The sequence below is a fragment of the Quadrisphaera sp. RL12-1S genome (assembly GCF_014270065.1).
Taxonomy (GTDB): Bacteria; Actinomycetota; Actinomycetes; order Actinomycetales; family Quadrisphaeraceae; genus Quadrisphaera.
The window spans coordinates 53,308-68,247 of the sequence record NZ_JACNME010000001.1 but is presented as its reverse complement, the minus strand read 5'-3'; the positions used below and the strand labels follow the sequence as shown (position 1 = coordinate 68,247).

Here is a 14,940-nt window from a genome sequence, read left to right as displayed (position 1 = left end):
CGCCCAGCATGGCCGACGGTGCGGACGCGCCGCCAGGCGTGTCCGCACCGGGACCAAGGTCCCCACTTGCGCGCCGTCCTGATGCCGGTCGCCGCAGCGGCTTCAGTCGATCTTGTGGTCCACCGAAGAACCACCATGCCCAGTCCTTCAGGGGTGGAGCGGATGCTGGGGGCGGACGAGCTCATCGTGAGCAAGACCGATCTCCAGGGCCGGATCACCTACGCCAACGAGTCCTTCCTCCGCATCGGCGCCTTCACCGAGGACCAGGTGATCGGCAAGCCGCACAACCTGATCCGGCACCCCGACATGCCCCGCGCGGTCTTCAAGCTGCTCTGGGACACGGTGCAGGCCAAGCAGGAGCTGTTCGCCTACGTGGTGAACCTCGCTGCCGACGGCGCCCACTACTGGGTGCTCGCCCACGTGACGCCGTCCTTCGACGCCTCCGGCGCGGTGGTGGGGTACCACTCCAACCGCCGCAGCCCCCACCCGGCGGCGCTGGCCGCCATCAAGCCCGTCTACCAGCGGGTGCTGGCCGAGGAGGCCAAGCACTCCGGTGCCCGCGCGGCCACGGCGGCCGGCGCGGCGCTGCTGTCCCAGCTCGCCACCGCCTCGCACGGCTCCTACGACGAGTTCGTGTGGTCCCTCGAGCCGCAGCTGGCGGGTGCGCGGTGAGCCCGCTGTTCCGCCGCGGCCAGGCGGGCGGGGGAACGGCCGCCGAGCTGGAGGTCCACCGCGCGCTGCTCGCCGAGGTGCGCCGCACCTGCCAGTCGGTCGCCTCCGGCGACCTCGAGGCGCGGGTGCGGTCCGTCCCCGGCCTGGAGGACGCCGCCCACGCCGACGAGCTCCACGCCCTGCGCAACGAGGTCAACGGCGCGCTCGACGTGGCCGACGCCTTCGTCCGCGAGTCCAGCGCGTCCCTGACCGCCGCGGCGGAGGGCCGCTTCCACCGCCGCTTCCTGCTGCGCGGCATGCCGGGCTCGTTCCGCTCCGCCGCCATCACCATCAACTCCGGCGGTGACGCCGTCCGCCGGGCCGCGGAGGACGTCGCCAGCGCCGGGGTGGCGCGGCTCGCCCTCGCCGACGACTTCGAGGCGTCAGCGGTGTCCACCACCCGCGAGGTCGGTGCGGCCACGCAGGTGCTCAGCGCGGCCGCCGCGCAGGCCACCACCTCCGCGCAGCACGCCGCGGACGAGGCGGACGCCGCCCGCCGCACCATGGAGGACCTCTCGGCCTCCTCGGACCGGATCCGCGAGGTGGTGGCCGTCATCGGCTCCATCGCCTCCCAGACCCGGCTGCTCGCGCTCAACGCGACCATCGAGGCCGCCCGCGCGGGGGAGGCCGGCAAGGGCTTCTCCGTGGTCGCCTCGGAAGTCAAGGACCTCGCCGACCAGACCGGCCGGGCCACCGAGCAGGTCACGGCCCAGGTCGACGCCGTCCAGCAGGCCAGCGGCTCCGCCGTCGCCGTCATCACGCGGGTGGTCGACACCATCGCCCAGATGAGCGAGGTCATCGCCGACATGGCCACCTCGGTGGACGGCGGCGACACCGCCGCCCAGGGCAGGGTCCGCGGCCTGGCCGACACCGCCCGCCAGCTGGAGCAGCAGGTGGTCGAGCTCCTCAGCGGCATGCGCCGCTGACGCGCTGCTCCGCCGAGCCCCGCCGAGACCCGCTGAGCCGTGCGCTCAGCGGGGCTCGGCGCTGCGCACGGCCGTGGCGATCCGGTACAGCGACGTCGAGGCGGTGACGTACAGGTCCTGCCCGCCGGAGGCGTTGTCGGGGCCGAAGCAGGCGTTGGAGACCTTCTCCGGCACCGCGATGCGCCCGAGCAGCGCGCCGCTCGGCGCGAGCACCAGCACCGCGTCCTCGCTGGAGCACCACAGGCGGCCCTCGGCGTCCACCCGGAACCCGTCCACCACGCCCCGCTCGCACACGTGCAGCACGGCTCCGCCGGTGAGGTGCCGGCGGCCGTCGTCACCGACGACGACGTCGAACGCGCGCACGTGGTGGGCGCTGTCGCCGGCGCGGTCGCTGATCACGCCGGTGTCGGCCACGTACAGGCGAGCCTCGTCCGGGGAGAAGGCCAGGCCGTTGGGCTGCTCGAAGTCCGTGGCCACGGCCTCCAGCTGTCCGTCGGGGTCGAGCCGGAAGACGTGGCAGCCGCCGTACTCGCGCTCGCCCGGGTGCCCTTCCCCGGGCTGGAACAGCCCGTAGGTGGGGTCGGTGAACCACACCGAGCCAGCCGCGTCGACGACGACGTCGTTGGGGGAGTTGAGCCGCGCCCCGCGGTAGGAGGAGACCAGCTCGGTGACCACCGGCTCGCCGTCCGGGCCGGTCTGCTCGAGCTCGACGCGGCGCAGCCCGTGCGAGCACTGCACCACGCCTCCGCCCGGCCACCGGGCGCGGCCGTTGGTGTGCTCCACCCCGCTGCGGTGCACGCCGCTGGCACCCGTGGCGGGCTCGAAGAAGAGGATGCGGTCCCCGGGGATGTCGCTGAACCTCACCACGCCGCCGTTCCCCTCGTCGGGCAGCCACACCGGGCCCTCGGTCCAGGTGGACCCGCCCACCAGGTGCTCCAGCCGCGCGCCGGGGGCGAGCAGGGGCGCCAGCGCCTCGTCGACGCCGGTCTGGGCGCCCGCGCCCGCGGCTGCGTCGTCGTCGTCACCCATGTCAGAAGCTCCCGCCGCCGCCGAAGGACCCACCACCACCGAAGCCTCCGCCACCGCCGAAGCCTCCGCCACCTCCGCCCCAGCTGCTGCTGCCGCCGAAGCCGCCGGAGCGCCCGCCGCCCCCTCCGGACAGGATCCCGCCGAGGACGCCGCCGATCACCGCGCCCTCGAAGGAGCCGCTGCTGCCGTACCGGCTGCCGTAGCGGGACCCGCCCCCACCGCCCCAGCCCGACCAGGAGCCCAGGTCGTCGTCGGCCTCGCGCTGGGCCCGCTCGGCCAGGGCGTCGGCCTGCTGGGCCGCCGCCAGCGCCCGCACCGGGTCCGGTCCGGCCAGCTGCTCGGCGCTGGCCAGTTGCTCCTCGGCGCCCGCCAGCAGCGCCCGAGCCTGCCCGCCGACCGCCCCGCGGCGCGTGCGCACCACCGCCCGAGCGGCAGCCACCTCGGCCCGGGCCGCCGGCAGCGCCTGCTCCAGCTGGGCCCGGGCCCGGGAGGCGCGCTGACCCTCCTCGCGGGCACCGGCCAGTGCCGCGTCCAGCCCGGAGTCGGCCTCGTGCACGCGCCGCAGCGCCGTCTGCGGGTCCCGCTGTCCGTCCGTCCGCGCGGAGGACCCCGCCTGCTCGGCGCGCCCCACGGCACCGGCCAGGTCGCTGCTGGACGCGCCGCCGCCGGCCGCCAGCACCGCGCGCGCCTCGGCGAGGTCCGCGTCCAGCTCCGCCAGCGCCCTCGGCAGCGAGTCCACCGAGCTCTGCAGGTCGCGGCCGAGGGCGTCCACGGCGTCGAGCAGCTCACCGGCCCGCCGCAGCGCGTCGCGCACCGCCTGCACGGCCACGGCGGCCTCCCCGGCCGCCCCCGCGGCCTGGCGCTCGCGGGCGGTGGCCAGGCCCTGGGCGGCCAGGTCGAGCAGGCGGGAGGCGTGCTCGTCGTCGCCGTCGACGCTGCTCACCGCGGCCGGCGCGTAGCGCGCCTGCAGGTCCGTCAGCCGCCGGCGGGTCTCAGGCAGCCGGTCGGCCAGGCGGGAGCGGTCGGCCTCGAGGGCGGGCAGCACGTCGGGCAGGCGGCGCTGGAGGTCGCGCAGCGCCTCGAAGGCGTCCTTCTGCTCGTCGAGGGCGGCGTCGGCGGCCTGCGCGTGCTGCAGCTGCTGGGTGAGCAGGGCGCGGCGGTCGTCGTCGTCCAGCGGCCGGCCGACGGGGTCGGCGGCGGCGCCGTCGGCCAGGCGGCGCTGGATCGCGAACGCCTGGGCGAGCTCGGAGCGGGCGCGCTCGACGGCGGCGACGAAGGGGGCGGTGGCCGCGTCGCCGAACTCCGCGCGGGCGAAGCCCAGCTCCGCGTCGGAGCCGTCGAGGGCGTCGTCGGCGGCCACCACCGCCGCCGACGCCCGCCGCTCCAGCTCCGGCAGCGGCACCGGCGGCGCCTGGGGCGCGCCCCCGCCGGCGCCCGGAGCGCCGGGACCGCCGGGGGGGCCGGCCAGGCCCGCGCGGCGTCGCCTGCGAGACGCGCTGGAGAGCAGGCCCAGCACCAGCAGGGCCACGCCCAGCACCACCACGACCCCGACGACGACGAGCCCCACCGGGAACCCCGAGCCGCTCGAGCCGCCGCTGGCCGAGGTCCCGGAGCCGCTGCCGTCGGCGGCGCGGCCCAGGCCGTTGACCGCGGCGGTGACGGCGCCGTTCCAGTCGCTGCGGCCCAGCGCCTGCTTGACGTCGCCCTCCATCACGGAGGACACCTGCGACTCGGTGAGCCGGCCGCCGCTGAACCCCTCGTACCCGAAGGACCGGTCCCGCACCGCCACCGCCAGCAGGACGTCGCTGCCGCTGAGGCCGCTCTCCTGCGCGGTCTGGCGAGCCCACTGCGGCCCCTGCTCGCCGTCGAAGGAGTCGACGAAGACCACGGAGAGGTCGATGCCCGCCGCGTCGCGCAGGGTCTCCAGCTGCTGCTGGGTGGCGGTCTCGTCCAGCACACCGGCGGTGTCGGTGATCGCGCTGTCGAGGCGCTGCGGCGGCTCGGCGAGCGCCGGTGCGGCCAGCCACAGCAAGCCGACGAGCGACCAGACGAGGGCGAGGACGGCGGCCGTCAGGCTGCGCGCGGGGGCGGTGCGGGGCACCCGCCGATCCTCCCGTGGCCGCCCGGGCGCCGTCCACGGGGCGCCCGCACCGCCGGACCCGGCCCGCGTCGTCGTCCTCCGCCGTCCCCGTCCCCGCTCGGGCGCAGGGTGTCCCAGCGCCGGCTCAGACCAGCCGAGGACCAGCCGAGGACAGACCGGGACGACGACGAGTGCGGCCGTGCAGCGCCGGCTCGCGCCCGACGCGTGTCGCTGACCGGTCGTCGACGCCTGCGACTGACCTCGGTCACTTCTGGGGGTGACCTCGGTCAGGTGCGGTGTGTGCTTGCTGGGGCGGTGCGTCCGCAGGTGACCGGGGTCAGGTGCGGGGGTGCGTCGCTCGTGCGGGAATGCGTCCGCGACTGACCTCGGTCACTTCTGGGGGTGACCTCGGTCAGGTGCGGTGTGTGCTTGCTGGGGCGGTGCGTCCGCAGCTGACCGGGGTCAGGTGCGGGGGTGCGTCGTTCGTGCGGGGGTGCGTCCGCGACTGACCTCGGTCACCTGCAGGCGGGTGTGGCGACCAGCCGCGAGCCAGGTGCCAGGCCCAGCCGCGTCAGCCGCGGCCAGGTGCCAGGGCCCGGGCGGCGTCGGGCGGCGTCAGCGGCGCCAGGCGGCGGCGCGCCACGCGCCGGGGCCCGGGGCGGGGGGCACGCGCAGGAGGGTGGGCTTGTCAGCCCACAGGTCCGGGCCCGGGTCGGGCTCCACCGCTCCGCCGCGCACCGACGCCGCGGCGGCGAGCGCCGCGACCAGCGCCACGACCTCCTCCTCGGTCGGCCCTCCGGCGACGACCTTGACGACGTCGTCCTCGGAGGGGCCCGAGGTGCCGGACACGCTCACAGCGGGATGTTCCCGTGCTTCTTGGCGGGCAGCTGCTCGCGCTTGGTGCGCAGCGCGCGCAGCGCCCGCACCACGTGCGCGCGGGTCTGGGAGGGCTCGATGACGTCGTCGACGTAGCCGCGCTCGGCGGCCACGTACGGCGTGGCGAGGCGCTCCTCGTACTCCTGCACCAGCCCGGCGCGCACGGAGGCGACGTCGTGGCCCTGCTCGGCGGCGGCCGACAGCGTGCGGCGGTGCACGATCTCCACCGCGCCCTGCGCGCCCATCACCGCGATCTGCGCCGTCGGCCAGGCCAGGTTGACGTCGGCGCCGAGGTGCTTGGACCCCATGACGATGTACGCCCCGCCGAACGCCTTGCGCGTGATCACGGTGATCTTGGGGACGGTGGCCTCGGCGTAGGCGTACAGCAGCTTGGCGCCGCGGCGGATGATGCCGTTCCACTCCTGCTCGGTGCCCGGCAGGAACCCGGGGGTGTCCACCAGCGTGATGACCGGGATGCCGAACGCGTCGCACAGCCTCACGAACCGCGCGGCCTTCTCGGAGGCGTCGATGTCGAGCGTGCCCGCCAGCCGGGCGGGCTGGTTGGCGACGACGCCGACGGAGTGCCCCTCCACGCGCCCGAACCCGATGACCACGTTGGGCGCGAACAGGTCCTGGACCTCGAGCAGCTCGCCGTCGTCCAGGACGTGCGCGATGACCTCGTGGACGTCGTAGGGGACGTTGGCGGAGTCGGGCACGAGCGCGTCCAGCTCGAGGTCCGCGTCGGTGACCAGCAGCGGGTCGGTGTCGTCCAGCGGCGCCAGCACCGGCGGCTCGGACAGGTTGTTGCTGGGCAGGTGCGCCAGCCAGTCCTTGACCCACGTGATGGCGTCGTCCTCCGACGGCGCCATGTGGTGCGCGACGCCCGAGACGGCGTTGTGCGTGTGCGCCCCGCCCAGCTCCTCCATGGCGACGTCCTCACCGGTGACGGTGCGGATGACGTCCGGCCCGGTGACGAACATGTGCGAGGTCGCCTCGACCATGACCACCGCGTCGGTGATGGCGGGGGAGTAGACGGCGCCACCGGCGCACGGCCCCATGATCAGCGAGACCTGGGGGACCACGCCGGAGCCGCGCACGTTGCGCAGGAAGATGTCGCCGTACCCGGCGAGGGAGGAGACGCCCTCCTGGATGCGGGCGCCGCCGGAGTCGTTGATGCCGATGACGGGGCAGCCCACGCGCAGCGCGTGGTCCATCACCTTGACGATCTTCGAGGCGTGCACCTCCCCGAGCGACCCGCCGGAGACGGTGAAGTCCTGGGAGTAGACGACGACGGGGCGCCCGTCCACCGTGCCGTGGCCGGCCACCACGCCGTCCGTCGGGGGGCGCTCGGTGCGCCCGGCCGCCGGGTCCCCGAACAGCGCGCGGGTGTGGGCGCCCACCTCCACGAAGCTGTCCTCGTCGAGCAGCGCCTCCAGGCGCTCGCGGGCGGTGCGCTTGCCCTTGGCGTGCTGGCGCTCCACGGCCCGCGCCGAGCCCGGGGCCAGGGTCGCCTCGCGGCGGGCGCGGGCGTCCTCCAGCTTGCCCGCGGTGGTCGTCAGGTCCGGTCCGGTGGAGGTGGTGGGTCCGCCGTCGCTCCCGCGAGTCACAGTCACCCCGCGAGGGTAGCCAGGTCGCGCGCGACCGCCTCAGCCGTCGTAGCGCAGGGGCGGCAGGGCGGCCACCTCCACCGGCAGGCTGAACACCGAGCCCGAGGCCGGGTGGGCGTCCAGGTCGACCCCCTGCGTGGAGGTGGTCACGTAGAGCACCGCGCCGCCGCGCGTGCCGTCGTCCCCCTCGCCGGTGCCGCCGAGGGTGCACGCGGTGACGCCGGGGACGCCGACGTCCACGCGCTCGCTCAGCCCGCCGCCGGCGTCCAGGCGCACCACGGCCCCCGCGCCGTTGACGGCCACCCACACGCCGCCCTCGGCGTCGACGACGAGGCCGTCCGGCACGCCGCCGGGGTCTGCGCCGAGCACGTCGGCCAGCCGCACCCAGGGCTCCCGGTCCAGCACCTCACCGGTGTCGGGCGCCACGTGGAGCAGGCTGATCTCCCCCGAGGGCGAGTCGACGTGGTACGCCCGCTGCCCGTCGGGGCTCCACGCCAGGCCGTTGGGGATGGTCAGCCCGTCGAGCACCGGGCGGGCGCTGCCGTCAGGGTCGAGCCGCCACAGCACCCCGACCGGCTCGCCGCCCTTGCCGCCGTCGCCGTAGGCCATCGACCCGCAGAAGAACCGGCCCTGCGGGTCGCACCCGCCCTCGTTGAACCGCAGCTCCGCGTCGTCCCACAACGGCGGGAGCATGCGGGGCTCCTCGCGGCCGGCGAGCAGGTCGGTGACGCTGTCGACCAGCGCGAACCGGCGCCGGGCCGCCACCACCCAGCCGCCCTCGCGGCGGGGCCTCACGCAGGCCAGCGCGTCGGCCACGTGGTGCGTCGACACCTCCCCGCCGGTGGAGACGGCCAGCAGGTCGCCCCGCTCGAGGTCCACGGCGAGCAGGCGGCCGCCGTCGGCGTCCCAGACCGGCCCCTCCCCGTGCTCGGCGATCGGCTCGGTCAGCTGCGCGGCGGTGGGCACCCCTCGACGCTAGGCGAGGACGCCGACGACCGCGCAGCGGCGGTGCGGTGCAGCTGGCGCGGAGCCGCATGATCGTGGCGGGAGTGGGGTGGGCGGCCGCCGCTCCCGTCCCCGCCCACGATCATGCGTCTGGGCGCCACCACGGCCCGGGGCGGCGCCGCTGCGCCCGGCGCCCGAGCCCCGGTGAGGATGGAGCCCGTGAGCACCCCGGGACGCTGGAGCGACCTCGACCGACCGCCGCTGTCCGCAGAGGCGCTGGGCCGGGCCCTGCTGGCGCCCGGCGGCCCGCTGGCGCGCCTGGAGGTGGTGGGGCAGGTCGGGTCGACCAACGCCGAGCTGCTGGCCCGCGCCGCGGCCGACCCCGGGGCCTGGCCCGCGCCGTCGGTGCTCACCACCGACTCCCAGACCCGTGGGCGAGGCCGGCTGGGACGGCAGTGGGAGGCGCCGCCCCGGTCCGGGGTGGCGCTGTCGCTGCTGGTGCGCCCCCAGGCGCCCGTGGAGGCGTGGGGGTGGCTCCCGCTGCTCGCGGGCGTGGCCGTGGTGGGCGTGGTCCGCGACCTCGCGGGGCTGCCGGCGCAGGTGAAGTGGCCCAACGACGTGCTCGTCGAGGGCCGCAAGCTCTGCGGGATCCTCGTCGAGGTCCTCCCCGGGGCGGTCGCGGGAACGGGGCCCGCCGGCGTCGTCGTCGGCGTGGGGGTCAACGCGACCACCACGCGGGCGGAGCTCGACGGCGGGGGGCTGGGGGGCGCGACGTCCCTGCGCCTGGAGGGGGCGGCCTCCACCGACCGCGACGTGCTCGTCCGGGCCCTCGTCCGGGCGCTGACCGCCGAGCTGGCCCGCTTCGAGGCCGCCGGCGGGGACGCCGCGGCCAGCGGCCTGGCCGCGCGGGCCGCGGAGGCGTGCACGACCCTCGGGCGCGACGTCGTCGTCCACCTGCCCGGCGGGGCGCAGCTGCGCGGTGTCGCGGAGGGCCTGGACGGCGACGGGCGCCTGCTCGTGCGGCGCGAGGGCGCCGCGGCGGACGAGGGGCCGGTGCCCGTCTCGGCGGGTGACGTCGTCCACGTCCGCTGACCCCGGCGCCGCTCGCCGGCTCGACGCGCGCAGCCCTGTCAATACCCTGGCGTCCGTGAAGCGCGTGCTGCTGGTCGAGGACGACACGGCCATCTCCGAGCCGCTGGCCCGCGCGCTCAAGCGGGAGGGGTACGAGGTCGACGTCCAGAGCGACGGCGCCGGCGCCCTGGCCTCGGCGCGGCGCCAGCTCGACCTCGTCGTGCTCGACCTGGGCCTGCCGGACATGGACGGGCTCGACGTGGCCCGCCGCATCCGCGCCGACGGGGTGGCCGTGCCGATCCTCGTGCTCACCGCCCGCTCCGACGAGGTCGACCTGGTGGTGGGCCTGGACGCCGGCGCCGACGACTACGTCTCCAAGCCCTTCCGGGTGGCCGAGCTCCTGGCCCGCGCCCGCGCCCTCCTGCGCCGCGGGGACGTCACCGCCCTGCAGCTGCACGGGCGCGGGGTCCGTCTGGACCCGACGGCCCGCAAGGCGTGGAAGGTGGCCAGGGAGGGCGACGTCGACGACGACGGCCGCCCCCTGGAGCCCGGGCAGGAGGTGCCGCTCGTCCTGGCCGCCAAGGAGTACGAGCTCATGCGCGTCCTGCTGCGCGAGGTCGGCACCGTGGTGCCCCGGCAGGTCCTCATGGAGGAGGTCTGGGGGCTGGAGTGGTTCGGCTCCAGCAAGACCCTCGACATGCACGTCTCCTGGCTGCGCAGGAAGCTCGGCGACGAGGCGGGCGACCCGCAGTACATCACCACCGTGCGCGGCGTCGGCTTCCGCTTCGAGCGCGACTGACGGCGGGGTCAGCGGGTGCACCGCCGCGTGCAGGCGGCCACCATGGCCGCCGTCGTCCTCGCCGTCCTCCTGCTCGGCCTGCCCCTGTGCGTGGCCGGGCTCGTGCTGCAGACGGAGCAGGCGCGGACCAGCGTGCAGGTGCGCGCCGACGCCGTGCTCGCCGCCGCGAGCAGCCGGCTGGCCACCGGCGGCCGCGTGGACCCGCAGGTGCTGGAGCGCAGCGCCCGCAGCGACGGGCGCTGGCCGGCCAGCGTGGTGGTGGACCTTCCCGACGGCAGCACCGTCAGGGCCGGACCCGACACCACCGGCTCCACCGTGGTGGGTCACGCCGGCACCGCCGACGGCCTCGCGGTCACCGTCACCGCCGCGCGCAGCAGCCTGTGGGCCGCGGACGCCCAGCTGGTGGTGCTCGTGGTGGGCCTGGCCGCCGGCGCGGTGGCGGCCGGCTCCGCCGTCGGCCTCGTGCAGGGCCGCCGCCTGGTGCGCCCCCTGGAGGACCTCGCCGAGCGCGCCGAGCGCCTCGGGTCCGGCCAGGTGCCCACCACCCCGCCGCCCAGCGGCGTGGAGGAGGTCGACTCGGTGGCACAGGCCCTTGTGCGCAGCGCCGCCCAGCTGCAGGCGCGGCTGGCCGTGGAGCGCCAGTTCGCCTCCGACGCCAGCCACCAGCTGCGCACGCCCCTCACCGCGCTGTCCATGCGGCTGGAGGAGGTGCTCGCCACCACCAGCGAGCCCGCCGTCGCCACCGAGGCGCAGGTGGCCCTGGAGCAGGTCGAGCGCCTGTCAGGGGTGGTCGACGACCTCCTCGCCCGCGCCCGCCTGCAGGCCAGCGCGCCCCGTGAGCCGCTGGTGCTGGCAGGGGTGCTGGAGCAGCAGCGCGCCGAGTGGCGACCCGCGTTCGAGCGCGCCCGCCGCGAGCTGGTGGTGGAGCCGCTCTCGCCGACCACCCGGGTGGTGGCCGGCGCCGGACCGCTCGCCCAGGCGCTGGCGGTGCTGCTGGAGAACAGCCTCGTGCACGGCGACGGCACCACCCGGGTCCGCGTGCGCGCCAGCAGCGAGCGCGGCGGGGAGTGGGTGGTGCTCGAGGTGAGCGACTCCGGGCCGGGGGTCCCGCCCGAGCTGGGCGGGCGCGTCTTCGAGCGGGCCGTGAGCGGGGCGTCGGGCACGGGGCTCGGCCTGCCGCTGGCCCGGGACCTCGTCACCGCCGAGGGCGGTCGGCTGGAGCTGGCGCGGATGCGCCCGGCGACCTTCGCGGTGTTCCTGCGGGCCGCCCCCTCGCGGCCCTGACGGTGCTCGGGTGCGGACGGTCCTCAGGCCCGGACGGTGCTCCGGTCCGAGCTGGACCGCCCGTCCCCACCGGCGGCACGGGGACGGCGGAACACCCAGAGCCGGTAGGCGACGTACCGGAACGCGGTGCCCAGGGCGATGCCCACGAGGTTGGCGGTGTTGTCGGCGAGCGGCCCGCGCAGGTCCAGCACGTAGTGGCTGGTGGCGAGCACCGCCAGGCCGATGAGCAGGGCGGCGGCGTTCATCAGCACGAACAGGCCCAGCTCCCGCAGGGCAGCGGGCCGGTTGCGGTGCCGGAACGTCCACCACCGGTTGCCGGCCCACGCGACCACCGTGGCGACCGACGCCGACACCACCTTGGCCGTGAGGGGCTGGTCGGCGAGCAGGCCGCTGCCGCCGAAGCGCAGCAGGTTGAACAGGCCGACGTCGACGACGAACGCGAGGCCGCCCACTACGCCGAACGCCCCGAGCTCGCGGCCGTGCGAGCGCCAGAGGCGGCCCGCGAGGGCGCGGGAGCTGGCGAGGACCTGCACGCCTCCACCGTAGGCGTCGCGCGGACGCCGGGGCGCCCGTGCGGCGCCTGCGGTGGAGTCGCGAGGCACCCCCTACCCTCGGGGGCCGTGACCGCCACGCCCGACGCCACCTCCGCTGACACCCCCGCCGGGTCGCCCGCTGGCGCACCCGGCGGAGCCGACGACGCGCGCGACGCGCGCGACGGCACCGCGGGGGCCACCGAGACCACCTTCCCCGTGGTCGCCGTGGTCGGTGCGGGCCAGCTCGCCCGGATGACCGTGCCGCCCGCGGTGGGGCTCGGCGCCCGGCTGCGGGTGCTCGCCACCGACGCCGCCGAGTCGGCCGCGCAGGTGGTGCCCGACGTGCAGCTCGGCAGCCCCGACGACCTCGCCGCCCTGCGCCGCCTGGCCGAGGGCGCCGCCGCGCTCACCCTGGACCACGAGCAGGTCCCCACCGAGCACCTGCGCGCGCTCGTGGCCGAGGGCGTCGCCGTCCGGCCGGGCCCGGAGGCGCTCGAGCACGCCCAGGACAAGCTGCTGCTGCGGCGCCGACTCGACGCCATGGGCGTGGCCGGGCCGGCGTGGGCGGAGGTCCGCTCGGCGGACGACCTGCGCGCCTTCGGCGAGCGCGCCGGGTGGCCGCTGGTGCTGAAGACCCCCCGCGGGGGCTACGACGGCAAGGGCGTCCTCGTGGTGTCCTCGCTCGAGGAGGCCGCCGCCTGGCTGGAGCGCGCGGCGGGGGAGCCGCTGCTGGCCGAGGAGGCCGTGCGCTTCACCCGCGAGGTGGCCGTGATGGTGGCCCGCTCGCCCTCGGGGCAGGCGGCGGCCTGGCCCGTGGTGGAGACCGTCCAGGTGGGCGGCGTCTGCCGCGAGGTCATCGCCCCGGCGCCGGACCTCGACGACGACCTGTCAGCCCAGGCGACGGCGCTGGCGCTGCGCCTGGCCGGGGAGCTGGGCGTCACGGGCGTCATGGCCGTCGAGGGGTTCGAGGTGCCCGTCACCGACGGTGGCGGCGCGCACGGCTCGTCGAGGTTCCTCGTCAACGAGCTGGCGATGCGGCCGCACAACAGCGGTCACTGGACCATCGAGGGCTCGGTGACCTCCCAGTTCGAGCAGCACCTGCGCGCCGTGCTGGACCTGCCGCTGGGCTCCACCGAGCCGCGCGCCCGCTGGACGGTGATGGTCAACGCCCTCGGCGGTGACTACCCCGACCTCTTCCACTCCCACCTGCACGTCATGGCGCGCGACCCCGCCGTCAAGGTGCACCTGTACGGCAAGTCGGTGCGGCCGGGCCGCAAGATCGGGCACGTCACCGCCTGGGGCGACGACCTCGACGCCGTCCGCGCCCGCGCCGCTCACGCCGCCGACTACATCACCGGCACCGTCGACGGCTGACCCTCCGCCCCGTGATCATGGGCGTTCTGCGCACACCCCGCCGTGATCATGGGCGTTGTGCGCACCCCGGGGTCGTGCGGGCCTCCACCGCAGGTGACCTCGGTCAGTTCCGGCGCATCGGTGCTGGGCCGACGCGTCCGCAGGTGACCTCGGTCAGCCGCGGAGGTGACCGAGGTCAGCTCCGCGGGCCGCTGGCAGAGTGCAGGCGTGGACCAGTCCCCGCCTGACGCGAGCCCGCACGACGCGACGGCCCAGCGCGTCGACCTGCGGGTCGAGGGCTGCACCGCGCTCGTGCACGGCGTCGGGGGTGACGAGGGCCCGGACGGCATCGGCTTCGCCGAGGACGTCGACGTCGAGGTCAGCGGCGGTCTCATCACGCGCGTCGGTCCCGCCCGCGAGCGGTCGGAGCACCAGGGCGCCCCGCCACCGGCGGAGGTGCTCGACGGGCGCGGGTTCCTCGCCGTCCCCGGCCTGGTGAACTGCCACACGCACGCGGCGATGGTGCTGTTCCGGGGAGCCGCCGAGGACGTCGACGTCCACACCTGGTTCAACGAGCGCATCTGGCCGATGGAGTCCAACCTCACCGAGCGCGACGTGGAGCTGGGCGCCCTGCTCGCCTGCGCGGAGATGCTGCTCGGCGGGACGACGACGTTCGCCGACCACTACTTCCACATGTACGCCGTCGCCCGTGCGGTCGAGGTGAGCGGCGCCCGGGCTGACCTCGGCTGGGCCAGCTTCTCCTCCGACGGGGAGGCCGGCCGTGAGCGCGGCCTCGACTTCGCCCTGCGGCAGCGCGGGGCGGCGGGCGGCCGGGTGACCACGCGGCTCGCGCCCCACGCGCCCTACACGGTGAGCGAGCCGGACCTCGCGGCGTTCGCGGTCCTGGCGCGCGAGCACGACCTGCCGGTGCACCTGCACGCCGCGGAGACCGCCGAGCAGACCCGCGCCAGCCTCGAGCGCTCGGGGGTGACCCCGGTGCAGGTGCTGGACCGCACCGGGCTCCTCGACGTGCCGCTGCTCGTGGCGCACGCCACCGGCGTGGTCGAGACCGACCTGCCCCTGCTCGCGCGCGCCGCGGAGCGCGGCCTGGTGGGGGTGGCGTCGAGCCCGCGGTTCTACCTCAAGTCCGCGCACGGGACGACGCCCATCAGGGCGCTGCGGGGGGCGGGGGTCCCGGTGGGGATGGCCACCGACGGCGCGGCGAGCAACGGCGACCTCGACCTGTGGGCCAGCCTGGAGGTCACGTCGCTGGTGCAGAAGTCGCTGGGCGGCGAGGCCGACCCCCGCTGGATGACGAGCCGGCAGGTGCTGCACCACGCCACCACCCAGAGCGCGCAGGCGCTGCACCTGGCCGACCCGGGCTCGGCGCGCGGCGCGGTGGGGCGGCTGGCTCCCGGCCACCGGGCGGACGTGGCGCTGCTGGACCTGTCCGCGCCCCACCTCCAGCCCGTGCACGACCTCGCGGCGACGCTCGTGCACGCCGCGCGCCCCGGCGACGTCAGGCACGTGGTGGTGGACGGCCGGGTGGTGGTGCGCGACCGGCGGCTCCTCACCGTCGACGTGCCGGCCGTGCTCGCCGAGCTCCGCCCGCGCCTGGCTGAGCTGACGCGTCGGGACGCAGGGCGGATCCAGACCTACGAGCCCTGACCCCCGTCCGGGGACGGTGAGAGCCCCGCACGCGGGGCGTGCGGGGCTCTCACCTGGG

The 14,940-nt window shown here is 76.6% G+C and carries 13 protein-coding genes; 7 read left to right on the top strand and 6 right to left on the bottom strand.

Annotation, left to right across the window (positions count from 1 at the left end; all coding sequences use genetic code 11):
* Nucleotides 1-135 precede the first annotated feature (135 nt).
* Together H7K62_RS00275 and H7K62_RS00270 are read left to right on the top strand one after the other, a co-directional pair.
* Complete coding sequence (locus H7K62_RS00275) at nt 136-672, top strand: PAS domain-containing protein (protein ID WP_186715355.1); 537 nt, start codon at nt 136-138, stop codon at nt 670-672.
* The gene (locus tag H7K62_RS00270; protein WP_186715348.1) at nt 669-1,637 is read left to right on the top strand and encodes a methyl-accepting chemotaxis protein; all 969 of its coding nucleotides are present in this window, start codon (nt 669-671) and stop codon (nt 1,635-1,637) included. The genes H7K62_RS00275 and H7K62_RS00270 overlap by 4 nt, the downstream gene beginning before the upstream one ends.
* Nucleotides 1,638-1,682: 45 nt before the next feature.
* Here H7K62_RS00270 and H7K62_RS00265 read toward each other — a convergent pair whose 3' ends face one another.
* The 5 genes from H7K62_RS00265 to H7K62_RS00245 form a co-directional block, all read right to left on the bottom strand.
* Entirely contained in the window at nt 1,683-2,666 is a 984-nt protein-coding gene (locus H7K62_RS00265) for an SMP-30/gluconolactonase/LRE family protein (RefSeq protein WP_186715346.1), read from the bottom strand.
* Nucleotide 2,667: 1 nt separating this feature from the next.
* Nucleotides 2,668-4,767: a TPM domain-containing protein gene (locus H7K62_RS00260; protein WP_186715344.1), complete on the bottom strand. Its 2,100-nt coding sequence runs from the start codon at nt 4,765-4,767 to the stop codon at nt 2,668-2,670.
* Between the two features lie 594 nt (nt 4,768-5,361).
* Nucleotides 5,362-5,601, bottom strand: coding sequence for an acyl-CoA carboxylase epsilon subunit (locus H7K62_RS00255; RefSeq protein ID WP_222436838.1), 240 nt, complete (start codon nt 5,599-5,601; stop codon nt 5,362-5,364).
* Complete coding sequence (locus H7K62_RS00250; RefSeq protein ID WP_370591523.1) at nt 5,598-7,235, bottom strand: acyl-CoA carboxylase subunit beta; 1,638 nt, start codon at nt 7,233-7,235, stop codon at nt 5,598-5,600. The genes H7K62_RS00255 and H7K62_RS00250 overlap by 4 nt, the downstream gene beginning before the upstream one ends.
* A gap of 33 nt (nt 7,236-7,268) precedes the next feature.
* Nucleotides 7,269-8,195, bottom strand: a complete 927-nt coding sequence (locus H7K62_RS00245) for an SMP-30/gluconolactonase/LRE family protein (RefSeq protein WP_186715339.1) — start codon at nt 8,193-8,195, stop codon at nt 7,269-7,271.
* 189 nt (nt 8,196-8,384) lie between these two features.
* Between H7K62_RS00245 and H7K62_RS00240 the strand changes: the two genes are divergently transcribed.
* The 3 genes from H7K62_RS00240 to H7K62_RS00230 are packed head-to-tail and all read left to right on the top strand — an operon-like array spanning nt 8,385 to nt 11,328.
* Nucleotides 8,385-9,266 carry a biotin--[acetyl-CoA-carboxylase] ligase gene (locus H7K62_RS00240; protein WP_186716341.1) on the top strand — a complete coding sequence of 294 codons (882 nt, stop codon included), beginning with the start codon at nt 8,385-8,387 and terminating at the stop codon, nt 9,264-9,266.
* Between the two features lie 55 nt (nt 9,267-9,321).
* Complete coding sequence (locus H7K62_RS00235; RefSeq protein ID WP_186715337.1) at nt 9,322-10,044, top strand: response regulator transcription factor; 723 nt, start codon at nt 9,322-9,324, stop codon at nt 10,042-10,044.
* A gap of 15 nt (nt 10,045-10,059) precedes the next feature.
* On the top strand, nt 10,060-11,328 hold the full coding sequence (locus tag H7K62_RS00230; protein ID WP_186715335.1) for an ATP-binding protein: 1,269 nt from the start codon (nt 10,060-10,062) through the stop codon (nt 11,326-11,328).
* Between the two features lie 23 nt (nt 11,329-11,351).
* Here the strand turns inward: H7K62_RS00230 and H7K62_RS00225 are convergent, their stop codons facing one another.
* Nucleotides 11,352-11,861, bottom strand: coding sequence for a GtrA family protein (locus H7K62_RS00225; RefSeq protein WP_186715333.1), 510 nt, complete (start codon nt 11,859-11,861; stop codon nt 11,352-11,354).
* An 87-nt stretch (nt 11,862-11,948) separates the two neighbouring features.
* Here H7K62_RS00225 and H7K62_RS00220 point away from each other — a divergent pair, with 87 nt between their 5' ends.
* A complete protein-coding gene (locus tag H7K62_RS00220; RefSeq protein WP_186715330.1) occupies nt 11,949-13,235 on the top strand; it encodes a 5-(carboxyamino)imidazole ribonucleotide synthase in 1,287 nt (428 codons plus the stop codon).
* Nucleotides 13,236-13,442: 207 nt separating this feature from the next.
* Nucleotides 13,443-14,882 (top strand): amidohydrolase, encoded by a 1,440-nt coding sequence (locus H7K62_RS00215; protein ID WP_186715328.1) that lies wholly within the window; start codon nt 13,443-13,445, stop codon nt 14,880-14,882.
* Nucleotides 14,883-14,940: the final 58 nt, after the last annotated feature.

What these genes read in the sequence shown, in the direction of transcription:
- H7K62_RS00275 (WP_186715355.1), top strand. Translation starts at nt 136, where the DNA reads ATGCCCAGTCCTTCAGGGGTGGAGCGGATGCTGGGGGCGGACGAGCTC.
- H7K62_RS00240 (WP_186716341.1), top strand. Translation starts at nt 8,385, where the DNA reads ATGGAGCCCGTGAGCACCCCGGGACGCTGGAGCGACCTCGACCGACCG.
- H7K62_RS00265 (WP_186715346.1), bottom strand. Translation starts at nt 2,666, where the DNA reads ATGGGTGACGACGACGACGCAGCCGCGGGCGCGGGCGCCCAGACCGGC.